17 protein-coding genes are annotated in these 13,797 nt (G+C 69.9%); 8 read left to right on the top strand and 9 right to left on the bottom strand.

Annotated elements, in window-relative coordinates; all coding sequences use genetic code 11:
- Window positions 1-228: 228 nt before the first annotated feature.
- Entirely contained in the window at window positions 229-1,899 is a 1,671-nt protein-coding gene (locus ACZ7DL_RS01265; protein WP_470770443.1) for a fumarate hydratase, read from the bottom strand.
- Window positions 1,900-2,045: 146 nt separating this feature from the next.
- On the opposite strand from ACZ7DL_RS01265, the gene ACZ7DL_RS01260 reads away from it, so the two are divergent.
- Together ACZ7DL_RS01260 and ACZ7DL_RS01255 are read left to right on the top strand one after the other, a co-directional pair.
- Window positions 2,046-2,735 carry a DUF1707 SHOCT-like domain-containing protein gene (locus tag ACZ7DL_RS01260; protein WP_470770442.1) on the top strand — a complete coding sequence of 230 codons (690 nt, stop codon included), beginning with the start codon at window positions 2,046-2,048 and terminating at the stop codon, window positions 2,733-2,735.
- Window positions 2,736-2,909: 174 nt separating this feature from the next.
- Window positions 2,910-3,284 carry a WhiB family transcriptional regulator gene (locus ACZ7DL_RS01255; RefSeq protein WP_319147745.1) on the top strand — a complete coding sequence of 125 codons (375 nt, stop codon included), beginning with the start codon at window positions 2,910-2,912 and terminating at the stop codon, window positions 3,282-3,284.
- 79 nt (window positions 3,285-3,363) lie between these two features.
- Here the strand turns inward: ACZ7DL_RS01255 and glpX are convergent, their stop codons facing one another.
- Window positions 3,364-4,398 (bottom strand): class II fructose-bisphosphatase, encoded by a 1,035-nt coding sequence (gene glpX, locus ACZ7DL_RS01250; RefSeq protein WP_470770440.1) that lies wholly within the window; start codon window positions 4,396-4,398, stop codon window positions 3,364-3,366.
- Window positions 4,399-4,526: 128 nt separating this feature from the next.
- Between glpX and ACZ7DL_RS01245 the strand changes: the two genes are divergently transcribed.
- Window positions 4,527-5,054 carry a DUF4245 domain-containing protein gene (locus ACZ7DL_RS01245; protein ID WP_470770438.1) on the top strand — a complete coding sequence of 176 codons (528 nt, stop codon included), beginning with the start codon at window positions 4,527-4,529 and terminating at the stop codon, window positions 5,052-5,054.
- Window positions 5,055-5,122: 68 nt separating this feature from the next.
- Here the strand turns inward: ACZ7DL_RS01245 and ACZ7DL_RS01240 are convergent, their stop codons facing one another.
- The 3 genes from ACZ7DL_RS01240 to xseA form a co-directional block, all read right to left on the bottom strand.
- A complete protein-coding gene (locus tag ACZ7DL_RS01240) occupies window positions 5,123-5,713 on the bottom strand; it encodes a malonic semialdehyde reductase (RefSeq protein WP_470770437.1) in 591 nt (196 codons plus the stop codon).
- Between the two features lie 144 nt (window positions 5,714-5,857).
- Window positions 5,858-6,082: an exodeoxyribonuclease VII small subunit gene (locus tag ACZ7DL_RS01235; protein WP_404062975.1), complete on the bottom strand. Its 225-nt coding sequence runs from the start codon at window positions 6,080-6,082 to the stop codon at window positions 5,858-5,860.
- The gene (gene xseA / locus ACZ7DL_RS01230; protein WP_470770436.1) at window positions 6,079-7,287 is read right to left on the bottom strand and encodes an exodeoxyribonuclease VII large subunit; all 1,209 of its coding nucleotides are present in this window, start codon (window positions 7,285-7,287) and stop codon (window positions 6,079-6,081) included. Before xseA ends, ACZ7DL_RS01235 begins: the two co-directional genes overlap by 4 nt.
- A gap of 381 nt (window positions 7,288-7,668) precedes the next feature.
- Between xseA and ACZ7DL_RS01225 the strand changes: the two genes are divergently transcribed.
- The gene (locus ACZ7DL_RS01225; RefSeq protein WP_470770435.1) at window positions 7,669-8,676 is read left to right on the top strand and encodes a 4-hydroxy-3-methylbut-2-enyl diphosphate reductase; all 1,008 of its coding nucleotides are present in this window, start codon (window positions 7,669-7,671) and stop codon (window positions 8,674-8,676) included.
- Window positions 8,677-8,705: 29 nt separating this feature from the next.
- Window positions 8,706-9,452, top strand: a complete 747-nt coding sequence (ppgK, locus tag ACZ7DL_RS01220; RefSeq protein ID WP_470770434.1) for a polyphosphate--glucose phosphotransferase — start codon at window positions 8,706-8,708, stop codon at window positions 9,450-9,452.
- A 182-nt stretch (window positions 9,453-9,634) separates the two neighbouring features.
- Here the strand turns inward: ppgK and ACZ7DL_RS01215 are convergent, their stop codons facing one another.
- Window positions 9,635-10,201, bottom strand: coding sequence for a DUF6542 domain-containing protein (locus ACZ7DL_RS01215; RefSeq protein WP_470770433.1), 567 nt, complete (start codon window positions 10,199-10,201; stop codon window positions 9,635-9,637).
- Window positions 10,202-10,385: 184 nt separating this feature from the next.
- Here ACZ7DL_RS01215 and ychF point away from each other — a divergent pair, with 184 nt between their 5' ends.
- On the top strand, window positions 10,386-11,474 hold the full coding sequence (gene ychF / locus ACZ7DL_RS01210; protein WP_470770432.1) for a redox-regulated ATPase YchF: 1,089 nt from the start codon (window positions 10,386-10,388) through the stop codon (window positions 11,472-11,474).
- A gap of 133 nt (window positions 11,475-11,607) precedes the next feature.
- On the opposite strand, the gene ACZ7DL_RS01205 is transcribed toward ychF, so the two are convergent.
- From ACZ7DL_RS01205 to ACZ7DL_RS01195, 3 genes are all read right to left on the bottom strand, one after another.
- Window positions 11,608-11,871: a type II toxin-antitoxin system RelE family toxin gene (locus tag ACZ7DL_RS01205; RefSeq protein ID WP_470770431.1), complete on the bottom strand. Its 264-nt coding sequence runs from the start codon at window positions 11,869-11,871 to the stop codon at window positions 11,608-11,610.
- Window positions 11,872-11,878: 7 nt separating this feature from the next.
- The gene (locus ACZ7DL_RS01200; protein WP_470770430.1) at window positions 11,879-12,145 is read right to left on the bottom strand and encodes a type II toxin-antitoxin system Phd/YefM family antitoxin; all 267 of its coding nucleotides are present in this window, start codon (window positions 12,143-12,145) and stop codon (window positions 11,879-11,881) included.
- Between the two features lie 163 nt (window positions 12,146-12,308).
- Window positions 12,309-12,653: a CPCC family cysteine-rich protein gene (locus ACZ7DL_RS01195; protein ID WP_470770429.1), complete on the bottom strand. Its 345-nt coding sequence runs from the start codon at window positions 12,651-12,653 to the stop codon at window positions 12,309-12,311.
- A 4-nt stretch (window positions 12,654-12,657) separates the two neighbouring features.
- Here ACZ7DL_RS01195 and ACZ7DL_RS01190 point away from each other — a divergent pair, with 4 nt between their 5' ends.
- Window positions 12,658-13,140: a hypothetical protein gene (locus ACZ7DL_RS01190; RefSeq protein ID WP_470770428.1), complete on the top strand. Its 483-nt coding sequence runs from the start codon at window positions 12,658-12,660 to the stop codon at window positions 13,138-13,140.
- Entirely contained in the window at window positions 13,137-13,796 is a 660-nt protein-coding gene (locus tag ACZ7DL_RS01185) for a hypothetical protein (protein ID WP_470771175.1), read from the top strand. The genes ACZ7DL_RS01190 and ACZ7DL_RS01185 overlap by 4 nt, the downstream gene beginning before the upstream one ends.
- The last annotated feature ends 1 nt before the right edge of the window (window position 13,797 follow it).

The following is a 13,797-nucleotide window of genomic DNA, read 5'->3' as shown; positions in this document are numbered from 1 at the left end:
CTGAACCCCCGGCCGCTCACCCGCCACCCGACTCGGTCGGCCGGCAGGCGGCCGGGGCGAGGGAACTAGGGGGTTTCGTTTGGATCAGGTCGGATCAGGCCGCGGTGCATGGTGCGGTGCATCGCAAGGCGGAGGATCACCCGCGTACTGGGCGTACTCGGGTGGTCCGACAACGCGGCGAGGTGCCGTGCCGGGCGTCGCGGACCCGGGCTGATCCAAACGAAGTCCCTAGGCCAGCCCGGGACCCCGCACCGGAATGCTCGTGAACGTCGGCTGCGGAGCCGGATCCTGGAAGAAGTCGTTCCCCTTGTCGTCCACCACGATGAACGCCGGGAAGTCCTCGACCTCGATCTTCCAGACCGCCTCCATGCCCAGCTCCTCGTACTCCAGGACCTCCACCTTCTTGATGCAGTCCTGGGCGAGGCGGGCGGCCGGGCCGCCGATGGAGCCGAGGTAGAAGCCGCCGTGGGCGTTGCACGCGTCGGTGACCTGCTTGCTGCGGTTGCCCTTGGCGAGCATCACCTTGGAGCCGCCCGCGGCCTGGAACTGCTCCACGTAGGAGTCCATGCGGCCGGCCGTGGTCGGGCCGAAGGAACCGGAGGCGTAGCCCTCGGGGGTCTTCGCCGGGCCGGCGTAGTACACCGGGTGGTCCTTCAGGTACTGCGGCATCTCCTCGCCCGCGTCCAGCCGCTCCTTGATCTTGGCGTGCGCGATGTCACGGGCCACGACCAGCGGACCGGTCAGCGAGAGCCGCGTCTTGACCGGGTACTTGGTCAGCTCGGCGAGGATCGTGTCCATCGGCTGGTTGAGGTCGATCTTGACGACGTCACCCGCCTCGTCGAGGTGATCGTCGGTCGTGTCCGGCAGGAAGCGCGCCGGGTCGGTCTCCAACTGCTCCAGGAAGACACCCTCGGCGGTGATCTTGGCGACCGCCTGGCGGTCGGCGGAGCAGGAGACGGCGATCGCGACCGGGCAGGACGCGCCGTGCCGGGGCAGGCGGATGACGCGCACGTCGTGGCAGAAGTACTTGCCGCCGAACTGCGCGCCGATGCCGATCTTCTGGGTCAGCTCGAAGACCTTCTCCTCCAGCTCCTCGTCCCGGAAGCCGTGGCCGAGCGGCGAGCCCTCGGTCGGCATGTTGTCCAGGTAGTGCGCGGAGGCGTACTTCGCGGTCTTCAGCGCGTACTCGGCGCTCGTGCCGCCGACGACGATCGCCAGGTGGTACGGCGGGCAGGCGGCCGTACCGAGCGAGCGGATCTTCTCCTCCAGGAACTTCATCATGGAGGCTTCGTTCAGGACGGCCTTCGTCTCCTGGTACAGGAAGGACTTGTTGGCGGAGCCGCCACCCTTCGCCATGAACAGGAACTTGTAGGCGCCGCCGTCGGTGGCGTACAGCTCGATCTGGGCCGGCAGGTTGGAGCCGGTGTTCTTCTCCTCCCACATGGTGAGCGGAGCCATCTGCGAGTAACGCAGGTTCAGGTTCTTGTAGGCGTCGTAGATGCCACGGCTCAGCGCCGCCTCGTCGCCGCCCTCGGTCAGCACGTTCTGCCCGCGCTTGCCCATCACGATCGCCGTGCCGGTGTCCTGGCACATCGGCAGCACGCCGGCCGCCGCGATGTTCGCGTTCTTCAGCAGGTCGAGCGCGACGAACTTGTCGTTGCCCGACGCCTCCGGGTCGTCGATGATCCGGCGCAGCTGGGCGAGGTGGGCCGGGCGCAGGTAGTGCTGGATGTCGTGGATGGCCTCCTCGGCCAGCTTGCGCAGCGCCTCCGGCTCCACCTTGAGGAACGTCCGCCCGTCGGGGCCCTCGACCGTGGAGACGCCCTCGGACGTCACCAGCCGGTACGGGGTGGTGTCCTCTCCCTGGGGGAGCAGATCGGTGTACGCGAACTCAGGCATCTCAGCCCATTCCTCACTCTGACGGACGGCCGCCCGCCGACGCTGGCGAGCCTCCCCAGCGTAGAACCTGCCGCCGACGGCGAACCTGTGAGGTAAGGCTCAGTTGGGGGTATCGCGATCTATCGTGTTTGGGTACGCTGCTGTCCGTGGACCTTCAGAAGCAGACCGCACCCACACCCGCAGCCGAGCTGCGCGCCTCCGACGCCGACCGCGACCGGGTCGCCGACATTCTCCGCGAGGCCCTCGCCGAGGGCCGGCTGACCGCCGACGAGCACGCCGAGCGCGTGGACGGGGTGCTGCACGCCAAGACGGTGGGTGAGCTGCAGGTCTTCATCCGGGATCTGCCCGGCGCCCACCAGCGCTCCGCCGCCCCCGCCTGCACACCCGTCCCGTCCCGCCCCACCCCGGGCGCGGTGCCGGCGGAGGCCGACGCCAGCGTGGTGGCGGTGTTCAGCAGCGCCATGCGCCGGGGTCGCTGGCGGGCCGGCCGGCGACTGCACGCGTACGCGGTCTTCGGCAGCGTCGAGATCGACCTCAGCGAGGCGATCTTCGAGTACCAGCAGGTGGTGATCAAGGCGGTCTCGGTCTTCGGCGACGTCCAGATCCGCGTCCCGGAGAACATCTCCCTGCGCGGCACCGGAGGCGGTGTGCTCGGCAACTTCGAGGTGAGCCCGCTGGACTCGGTGGAACCGGACGCGCCGGTGGTCTACGTCGACGGCTGGGCCGTCCTCGGCAACGTCGAGGCGCGGCCCAAGCGGGGCAAGCTCGTGGCGGACATCCTGGACCGCGTGCAGGACAAGGCCGACCGGAAGCTGCGCAAACACCTGGGGCATTGACGGACGCGAATCCGGCGGTCTCCGGCAGGGGTGTGGCGCCGCGGCGATGCCTCGCGGGGGCGTGAAAGCGATGTAGTGCGCCTGCGGATGGGAACGCTGTGCATAGGCGCGCGCACAGCGGGTAGGCCTTGCTGCATCGTCTCTCGCTCGCGAAGCCGTCGTCAGGAGTAGACCGTGCTGCAACCGCCGCATTCGTCCTTGCAGGTAGCTGCCGTTCCGGCCCAGCGGGTGCCAGCGCGAGACAGGGATCAAGACGCACCCTGGCACACCGAGGCGGTGTGCCGGCGCGACGAGGCGGGCCTCTTCTTCGCCCCGTCGAAGGAGCCGACCGCCGCCCGGCTGTCCCGCGAGGAGGCGGCCAAGCGGGTCTGCGCCCGCTGCCCGGTCATGGTCGAGTGCCGCGAACACGCCCTCCTCCAGCCCGAGCCCTACGGTGTCTGGGGCGGCCTCACGGCGGCGGAACGCCGGGTGGTGCTGGCGCGGCGCCGCCGGCGCGAAGTCGAGCTGAAGAAGGCGGCACGGGCGACGGCGAACCGCATAGCCGGCTAGCTGCACGCGACGAAGGGCGCCCTCTCCGCACAGAGGGCGCCCTTTCAGTCGCCGAGGAGCGCAAGCCCCGGCGGGCGTGTCACTTGGCCCGGTCGAAGTCGATCGCGCTGTAAGCCCGCAGCTTGCTGAGCCGGTGCTCGGAGTAGATCCGCCGCACGGTCCCGGACTTCGACCGCATCACGATCGACTCGGTCTGCGCGGTCTCCGAGCGGTAGCGGACCCCGCGCAGCAACTCGCCGTCGGTGATACCGGTGGCGACGAAGAACACGTTCTCCCCGGACACCAGGTCGTCCGTGGTGAGCACGCGGTCCAGATCGTGCCCGGCGTCGATGGCCCGCTGCCGCTCCTCGTCGTCCTTCGGCCACAGCTTGCCCTGGATGGTGCCGCCCAGGCACTTCACGGCGCAGGCGGAGATGATGCCCTCGGGCGTGCCGCCGATGCCGAGCAGCAGGTCGACGCCGGTGCCCTCGCGCAGTGCGTACACCGAGCCGGCCACATCGCCGTCGGAGATCAGCTTGATGCGCGCGCCGGCCTCCCGGACCTCCCTGATCAGTCTCTCGTGCCGCGGCCGGTCGAGGATGACGACGGTGACGTCCTCCGGCGTGGCCTTCTTCGCCTTGGCGATCCGCTTGATGTTCACGGCCACGGGCGCGTCGATGTCGACGAAGTCCGCCGCCTCGGGACCGGTGACCAGTTTGTCCATGTAGAACACCGCGGACGGGTCGAACATGGCGCCGCGCTCGGCGGCGGCGAGGACGGCGATGGCGTTCGGCATGCCCTTCGCCGTCAGCGTGGTGCCGTCGATCGGGTCGACGGCGATGTCGACCTCGGGACCGGTGCCGTCGCCCACGTGCTCCCCGTTGAAGAGCATCGGGGCCTCGTCCTTCTCGCCCTCGCCGATGACGACGACGCCGTTCATCGAGACGGTGGAGACGAGGGTCCGCATGGCGCGCACCGCGGCACCGTCGGCGCCGTTCTTGTCACCGCGCCCCACCCAGCGGCCCGCTGCCATCGCGGCGGCTTCGGTCACCCGGACGAGTTCCAGGGCGAGGTTGCGGTCGGGAGCCTCGGAGGGAACATCGAGCTCGGACGGCAGGTGATGATTTTCGGTCATCGGAGCGCACCTTTCTGATACGACGACGGCCGGATGAGGGTATTGGACCCTGACTCTATCGTCGGGCAGACAAAATGAGCAGGGGGCCCCACGGATGAGCGCATGGGACACCTGCGACGATAGGGGGCGTGGCAGGTTCGAACGGCAAGCAGAAGACGGCCCGGGACATGATCCTCTCCCTGGCCCTGATCGGCATCGCGGCGGCGGTCGTCTATTTCCTCTCCGTCCCGCACGACGATCACACTCCCGACCTCAAGCGGGTCGACTACCGGGTGGAGCTGCTCGGTGCCCGCCGGGCGGCGAGCTACCCGGTGGCCGCGCCCGAGGGCCTGCCGAGTACCTGGAAGGCGACCTCCGTACGCTTCCAGGGCGACAAATCCGACCGCTGGCACCTCGGCTTCCAGACCCCGGACGGCCAGTACGTGCAGGTCGAGCAGTCCACGCTGAAGCGGGCCGACTTCATCGACCAGGCCAGCCAGGGCGGGTCCGCGACGCAGCGGACCGAGAAGATCGACGGCCGCACCTGGACCCGCTACACCGGCGGCCGGTACGACGCCCTCGTCCTCCAGGACACGCCCGGCTCCACGACGGTGGTGGCCGGCACCGGCTCCTTCGCGGATCTGACCACGATGGTGGCGGCGCTGCAGATGAAGTGATCCACGTATGCGAAGAGGCCCCCGGCGGTGCTGGGGGCCTCTTCGCGTGTACGGGCTGTTCCGGCGGATCAGACGGTCGTGACGACGTCTTCGTAGGCCAGGCGCGGGGAGCGCGGGTACCAGGCGTCCGGGCCCGGCTTGCCGATGTTGACGACCATCAGCGGGGTGTGGTCGTCGTCCAGGAACTCCTTGCGGACGCCCTCGAAGTCGAGACCGGTCATCGGGCCGGCGGCGAGACCGGCGGCGCGGACGCCGATGATGAAGTACGCGGCCTGGAGCGCGGCGTTCAGCGCGGCGGCACCCTCACGGGCCGGACGCTCGCTGAAGAACATGTCCTTGGCCTGCGGGAAGTGCGGGAAGAGGGTCGGCAGCTCCTCGTGGAACTCGTTGTCCGCGGAGAGGATGGCGACCAGCGGGGCGGCGGCGGTCTTGGGCTGGTTGCCCTCGGCCATGTGCTTGACCAGGCGCTCGCGGGCCTCGGGGGAGCGGACCAGGGTGATGCGCAGCGGGGACTGGTTGAAGGCGGTGGGGCCGTACTTGACCAGGTCGTAGATCGCCTGGACCTGCTCCTCGGTCACCGGCTCGTCGGTGAAGGTGTTCGCGGTGCGGGCCTCACGGAACAGCAGGTCCTGGGCGGCGGGGTCAAGAACGAGAGACATGCGTGAACTTTCTGGGTGCGTCTTGATCCGACGTACCGGACCGCGGTCCGGATCGGCTGACGGCACGACACTACGCCAGATGAAGTTCAACCTTCAACAAGTGTCAGGGTGTGGTGACGGGCCTCACAGCCCGCGGGCCGGTGCCTACTCGGTGTCCTCCCCGGCCTCCTCCTCGGCCAGGGCCGCGTCCAGCCGGGCCCGCGCCCCCTCCAGCCAGCGCCGGCACACCTTGGCCAGCTCCTCGCCGCGCTCCCACAGCGCCAGGGACTCCTCCAGCGTCGTACCGCCCGCCTCCAGCCGCCGTACGACCTCGATCAGCTCGTCCCGCGCCTGCTCGTACGAGAGCGCCTCGTCCACCTTGCTCGTCATTCGCCCACCTTCACCGTGAATTCACCGTCGGCGACCCGCGCCCGCAGCGCCTCGCCCGCCGTCACCTCGGCCGGATCGCGCACCACGTGCCCGTCGGCCCGCTGGAGCACCGCATAACCCCGCTGGAGCGTCGCCGCGGGGGAGAGCGCCACCACGCGCGCGTGCGTGTGCGTCAGCTCCGAGTCCGCGCGGTCCAGCAAGTGCCCGAGGGTCCGCCGGCCCCGGTCGACCAGCGAGGCCACCTGGTCGGCGCGCTCGTCGATCATCCGGTGCGGATCCTCTATCGAGGGCCGGGCCAGGGCATGCGCCAGCCCGCGCTCCTCCCGCTCCACGAACGCGGCCATGCAGCGCCGCGTCCGGTCCCGCAGCATCCGCACCCGCGCCAGCTCCTCGCCCACGTCCGGTACGACCTTCTTGGCCGCGTCCGTCGGCGTGGAGGCGCGCAGGTCGGCGACGTGGTCCAGGAGCGGATTGTCCGGCTCGTGCCCGATCGCGGACACCACCGGCGTACGGCACTCGGCCACCGCCCGCACCAGCTGCTCGTCGGAGAAGGGCAGCAGGTCCTCGACGCTGCCGCCGCCGCGCGCCACGATGATCACGTCCACGTCGTCGATCGCGTCGAGCTCCTTGACGGCCTGCACGACCTGGGGAACGGCGTGCACGCCCTGCACCGCGACGTTGCGCACCTCGAAGCGGACGGCGGGCCAGCGGTGCCGGGCGTTCTCCAGCACGTCCCGCTCCGCGGCGGAGGCCCGGCCGCACACCAGCCCGATCAGCTGCGGCAGGAACGGCAGCGGCTTCTTCCGCTCCGGCGCGAACAGGCCCTCGGCCGCGAGCGCCTTCTTCAGCTGCTCCAGCCGGGCCAGCAGCTCGCCGACGCCGACGGGCCTTATCTCGGCGGCACGCAGGGACAGCTGGCCGCGCGGCGCGTACCACTCCGGCTTCGCCAGGACGACGACCCGGGCGCCCTCGCCGACGACGTCCGCGACCGCGTCGAACACCTGGCGGTAGCAGGTCACGCTGACGGAGATGTCGTACGACGGGTCGCGCAGCGTGAGGAACACGACACCGGCGCCGGGCCGCCGCGAGAGCTGGGTGATCTGCCCTTCGACCCATACGGCACCGAGCCGGTCGATCCAGCCCCCGATGAGCCGGGACACCTCGCCTACGGGCAGGGGGGTTTCCGGGGACGTGTTCACAGCCATGCCGCGAGACTAACGGCCGCCACCGACAAAACGGCTGTCGCGCCCGGCAGCAGCCGCGCGAAGGTGGCCGGCATGTCCATGGACGTCGGCTATCCCGTTCTGCGCACCACCGATCCCGCACGACCGTGGCCACCACGTACACCAGCGCCACCGCGCCGTGCGACCGGGCGTCCAGCGGCCCGCAGACGCCGACCGGCGCCATCGGGGCGAGGACAGCAACCCGTGGACGGGATCCCGGAAGCCGAGGCTGCGCCGCAGCCGGTGCCGCGCCCCGATCCCGGAGGCAGTCGTTCCGGTGTCGGACATACGCACACGGTCTTCCCCGCCGGGCCACGGGGCCGCGATCTCGGAGCCGCCGAACGCGGCCTTACGATGGGACGCATGACCGCTTCGTCTGGCCGCCGTGTCCTGCTCGCCGCCCCCCGGGGCTACTGCGCCGGCGTGGACCGCGCCGTGATCGCCGTCGAGAAAGCCCTGGAGCAGTACGGGGCCCCGATCTACGTCCGGCACGAGATCGTCCACAACAAGTACGTCGTGCAGACCCTGGAGAAGAAGGGCGCCGTCTTCGTGGAGCGGACGGAGGAGGTGCCGCCGGGCAACATCGTGATGTTCTCGGCACACGGCGTCGCCCCCGTGGTGCACGAGGAGGCCAGGCAGGGCCGGCTCGCCACCATCGACGCCACCTGCCCCCTGGTCACCAAGGTCCACAAGGAAGCCGTCCGGTACGCCCAGGAGGACTACGACATCCTCCTGATCGGGCACGAGGGCCATGAGGAGGTCATCGGCACCTCCGGCGAGGCCCCCGACCACATCCAGCTGGTCGACGGCCCCGGCGACGTCGCCAAGGTCGAGGTCCGCGACCCGTCGAAGGTCGTCTGGCTCTCCCAGACCACGCTCTCGGTGGACGAGACCATGGAGACCGTCGACGCGCTGAAGACGAAGTTCCCCGGTCTCGTCTCCCCGCCCAGCGACGACATCTGCTACGCCACGCAGAACCGGCAGCTGGCCGTGAAGCAGATGGGCGCCGAGGCCGAGCTGGTCATCGTCGTCGGCTCGCGCAACTCCTCCAACTCCAAGCGGCTGGTCGAGGTCGCCAAGATCGCCGGTGCCCGCGAGGCCTACCTGGTGGACTTCGCCGCCGAGATCGACGAGGCCTGGCTGGAGGGCGTGACCACCGTGGGCGTCACCTCCGGTGCCTCCGTGCCCGAGGTGCTGGTCGAGCAGGTCCTGGAGTGGCTCGCCGAGCGCGGCTACGCGGACGTGGAACTGGTCAAGGCCGCCGAGGAGTCCATCACCTTCTCGCTGCCCAAGGAGCTCCGCCGCGACCTGCGCGACGAGGCCACCGCCCTGGTCGCCGAGCGCGGCGGGAGCGGTACGCCGGAGGCGTGACCGTCAGTGGTCCGTCGTAACGTGGAGCCATGCAGATCTTCGGCGTGGACATCGGCGGATCCGGGATCAAGGGCGCTCCTGTGGACCTGGACAAGGGAGACCTCGCCCAGGAGCGCTGCAAAGTGCTCACCCCGCACCCGGCGACGCCCGACGGCGTGGCCGACGGGGTCAAGCAGGTCGTGGACCACTTCGGCTGGACCGGCCCGGTCGGCCTGACCTTCCCCGGGGTGGTCACCGGCGGCGCCATGGTCCGTACGGCGGCGAACGTCGACCAGAGCTGGATCGACACGGACGCGCGCGCGTTGTTCAGCGGCCGGCTCGGCGGGCTGCCGGTGACCGTGGTGAACGACGCGGACGCGGCGGGCGTCGCCGAGATGCGGTTCGGCGCCGGCCGGGACCGCAGGGGCACGGTCGTCCTCCTCACCTTCGGCACCGGCATCGGCAGCGCCGTCTTCGTGGACGGCACCCTGCTGCCGAACACCGAGCTGGGCCACCTGGAGCTGAACGGCCACGACGCGGAGAAGCGGGCCTCCAGCAAGGCCAAGGAGGACCACGACCTCAGCTGGGAGCAGTGGGCGCGGCGCGTCCGGAAGTATCTGGCGCACGTGGAGATGCTGTTCTCGCCGGAGCTGTTCATCATCGGCGGCGGGGTCAGCCGCAAGGCGGACAAGTTCCTGCACCTCATCGAGGGCGTCAAGGCCGAGATCGTCCCCGCGCAGCTCCAGAACAACGCGGGGATCGTGGGAGCGGCGATGAGAGCGGCCGAGCGGTCCTGACCGCTCAGGCACCCGGGACACAGCCGCTCCGCTCGTCCCGGTGCCCCGGCTCCGCCCGGGCCCCGGCCGCTACGCTCGCCTCGACGCCTGGCCGCTCGTCAAGGCGCTCCCCAGCCCCGGTGCCCGGCCGCTCGGCTCCTCCTCCCGGTGCCCGGCCACTCAGCTCCTCCCGGCGTCGCCGGTCAGCTTCTCCGGCGGCGCTCCCGTACCCACCGCACCCGGCGGACGAGGACGATCATCCCGGCGGCGAGCGTCCCCCCGTACAGCCAGCCCGCCTGCGTGGCCAGTCCCGTGAACAGACCCATCAGACGGCCGGCGAGCCCCCCGCTGCCGTCGGCCACGGGCAGCAGCCCCACGGCGAACGCGATCGGCACCACCACGGGCGCGGTCAGTACGTCCCCCACGCGTACCCACACCGCCGTGAGCACGCACACCAGCAGGAACAGCATCCCGTACACCGTCAGGGAAGCCCCGAGGAGTAACTGGTCCAGGTAGCCGAGCAGGAACATCGCCGCGATGCAGAACAGCCCGCTGCCGAGCCCGGTGAGTCTCGGGTTCTGCAGCCGTCCGGCCGCTCCGGCCGCTCCGGCGGCCCGGACCGGCCGGCCCGGACGCGCCGGCCGGGCGGTCCCCGGCGCCGGCCGCCGTTCGCCGCCCGGCCGGCGCCGGGTCTGCGGCGGCAGCGCGGCGGGCGGCTGCCTGCCGTGTCGCGGTCCGTCGTGCGGAGATCCCGTTCTGTGTTGCTCCATTGGACCAACTTAGGTCTGCTTATGTGCCCAATCAGCCCTCAGACACGCCGACGCGGGAGGCTCGGCCGGGCGTTCGGCCATCCCGCGAGCCTGGTGTGCGGGACGCCGTAAACTGGTGGATCGGCCAGTGTCGGTCTCTGGCCCCTGGCAGCCCCTGGCCCACTCATCTACGGGAAGTCGCAACGTGTCGCTCACGATCGGAATCGTCGGCCTGCCCAATGTCGGCAAGTCGACCCTGTTCAACGCCCTGACCAAGAACGACGTGCTGGCGGCCAACTACCCGTTCGCCACGATCGAGCCGAACGTCGGTGTGGTCGGCGTGCCCGACGCCCGTCTCGCCAAGCTGGCCTCGATCTTCAAGTCGGAGCGCATCCTTCCGGCCACGGTCGACTTCGTCGACATCGCCGGCATCGTGCGCGGCGCCTCCGAGGGCGAGGGCCTGGGCAACAAGTTCCTCGCGAACATCCGTGAGTCGGACGCGATCTGCCAGGTCATCCGCGCCTTCAAGGACGAGAACGTCGTCCACGTCGACGGCAAGGTCTCGCCGAAGGACGACATCGAGACGATCAACACCGAGCTGATCCTGGCCGACCTCCAGACGATCGAGAAGGTGCTGCCCCGCCTCCAGAAGGAGTCGCGGATCAAGAAGGACATCGCGCCCAAGGTCAAGGCCGTCGAGGAGGCCAAGGAGATCCTGGAGAAGGGCGACACGCTCTTCGCGCACGGCATCGTCCAGGGCAGCGAGCGCGCCGAGCTGCTGCACGACCTGCACCTGCTCACCACCAAGCCCTTCCTCTACGTCTTCAACGTGGACGAGGACGAGCTGATCGACGAGGACTTCAAGAACGAGCAGCGCGCCCTGGTCGCCCCCGCCGAGGCGATCTTCCTGAACGCCAAGCTGGAGGCCGACCTCGCCGAGCTGGACGAGGAGGAGGCTCTGGAGCTGCTGGAGTCCGTCGGCCAGCACGAGCCCGGCCTCGCCACCCTCGCCCGCGTCGGCTTCAACACCCTCGGCCTCCAGACGTACCTGACGGCCGGCCCCAAGGAGTCCCGCGCCTGGACGATCAAGAGGGGCGCCACGGCCCCCGAGGCGGCCGGTGTCATCCACACCGACTTCCAGAAGGGCTTCATCAAGGCCGAGGTCATCTCCTTCGAGGACCTGGTCGACGCCGGCTCGGTCGCCGACGCCCGCGCCAAGGGCAAGGCCCGCATGGAGGGCAAGGACTACGTGATGCAGGACGGCGACGTGGTGGAGTTCCGCTTCAACGTGTAACCATTCCGTTGCTGCGCGCTAGGTGATCCGTCAAGCGTGCAGGTCAGAAGGAGTCGACTCCTCCCGGAGTCGGCCCCTTCGCCGTCACCCTGCTGGATGGGTGCTGGTTGTTTTGACGCCGGATCAGCCGGCGTCAGGTGTCGTAAACGGTGGAGCGATGCCCGACGTGTACGACCCACACCACGAGCTCCCCGTTGTCGATCGTGTAGACGACGCGGTAGTCGCCGACTCGCAGTCGACGGCGTTCCGGCTTCGACACGAGCGCGGTGGTGTTGAAGCCGAGGGGGTCGCTCTCCAGCTCGGTCAGCTTGGCCAGGATGCGCAGCGCCATGTCGCGTGGGATCTTCCGAAGCTCTGCCTGCGCCTCTGGCCGGAAGACGGTTCGGTACTCACTCACGCTGTGCTCATTCACTGCGTGCCAGCGTCTCCCGCATGACGTCCTCGATCGGGATGCCGGGCGCCGGGTTGGCCATGCGCTCGTCGATGATCCGGTTGATCTCGCGCTCTTCCCATTCCTGGTACTTGCGCAGCACCTCGATCGACACTACGGCGGCGACTTCTTTGCCGCGCCGCGTGATGACCGTGGGTACGTCGTCGCGGTCCGCCCGCTCCACGACCTCAGCCAGGTGTGCGCGCACGTCGCGGATGGACTCTATGGGCATCTGACTCATGCGCCCAAGCGTACAGAGTGTCCCATGTGTACACAACGGCTGCGAGCGCGCGTGCTGGATGTGCGGGATGCATCCTCACCGTGCTGGACCGGTGCGGGATGGGATCGCCAAGAAGCATGTTTCAGCAGGTCGGAGCGCTGTGCTGAACGTTCCGATTCAACGTCTAATACATCCGGCGAAGGGCCGTCCGGCCTGCGACCTGGTAGTTGCGCTGGGCCTCGATCAGGGAGACCTTGTTCGCCCCGCCTGCCATGGCCGGCCAGCGGAACTGCACGCCGTCGTCCTCCCAGAAGCAGACGGGGCAGATCTCGTAAGAGCCGGGCATGTCGCCGAGCACGCGGTGCCCGCGACACGGGCAGGGGCAGGAGTCACTCACCTGCGCAGTCTGGTTCCGCGGTGTGCCATGGATTTCTCTCCCTCGGTAGAGGGCAGTGGCCGGGAACCGTCGGGTGTGGGTGGAGCGTGGTTCCCCGGGAAGGCGCGTTGTCGACGATGCCGGGGGAGGCATTGAGGTGCGTGACGGGACTGCGCTCGCCGAGCAGATCGCTGAGCGGCGGGCCGGGACGGGCGATCCGCGGGCGCTCCTGGGGGAGCTGAGGCGGGCCAGGATGCTCGTACCGCTGGACCGGGGCGGGCTGTGGACGGGGCATTTCGGCGGTGTGCGCTGGGTGTTCGCGTTCACCGGCGAGGAGGCCCTCGCCCGCTTCGCGCAATCGCGGGCACGGCAGTCCGCAAGCGCCCAGGACAGCGCGCGGCCCTGGGAGTTCGCCGAACTGCTCGGCGCCCGGCTGCTCGACGAGATCATCCCGGCGATGGGCGAGCCCGCGGGCATCGCCGTCGACGTCGCGGACCCCGACGGGTCCATGCTCTTCCCGCCCGCCATGGGCATCGTTCCGGACGAAGCCGCCGTCGACACGCCGGACAAGCTCGTCGGCGGGACCGACGTGACGCACGCGACCCACGGGACCGACAAGACCGCAGGGGGTGCCGCCTGATGGGCGACGGGGCGAAGGATCTCCATGTCGACCAATACACCGTCCAGCGGCTCACCCAGGGCCTGCGCAACGCGGTCGGTGAGCTGAAGGAGATCGGTACGAGCACCGGAGCGGTGCTCGGCAAGGGCTTTTCCGAACTGGCGATGACCGGCATGGAAGCCGGGCACCACGGCCTGTCCGTGGACTTCGAGGACTTCTGCGAGCGGTGGGAGTGGGGCGTACGAGCGCTGATCCAGGACGCCAACACCATCGCGGCGAAGCTCGGCCTGGCCGCGGGCGTGCTCTGGGAGGAGGACCAGTACGTCGAGAGCGCGCTGAAGTTCGGCGTCAACTCGATCGCCGGCGGCAGCCCGTACGCCTCCGAGGAGGACATCGCCCGGCAGGGCTGGGGCGACGTGTTCACACCGGACGCGCTGAACCCGGACTGGAGCGCGGAGTCATGGGACCGCGCCGGTGACGAGATGGCCCAGACCTGGAAGGACACCGGACGCGCGGTGCTCACCGAGGGGCAGGGCGGCGAGCGGTCGCGGATGCTCAACGACCTCCTCGGCATCGACCAGGAACAGTTCGACAAGGCCGTCGACGACACCTTCGGGCCGTCGCCCGAGGAGCGGGCCCAGCAGCAACAGCAGCAGAGCAAAGGCGGGGGGAACTGAC

The organism is Streptomyces sp. NPDC036984 (genome assembly GCF_055607665.1).
This window is presented reverse-complemented; position numbering and strand designations above follow the sequence as displayed.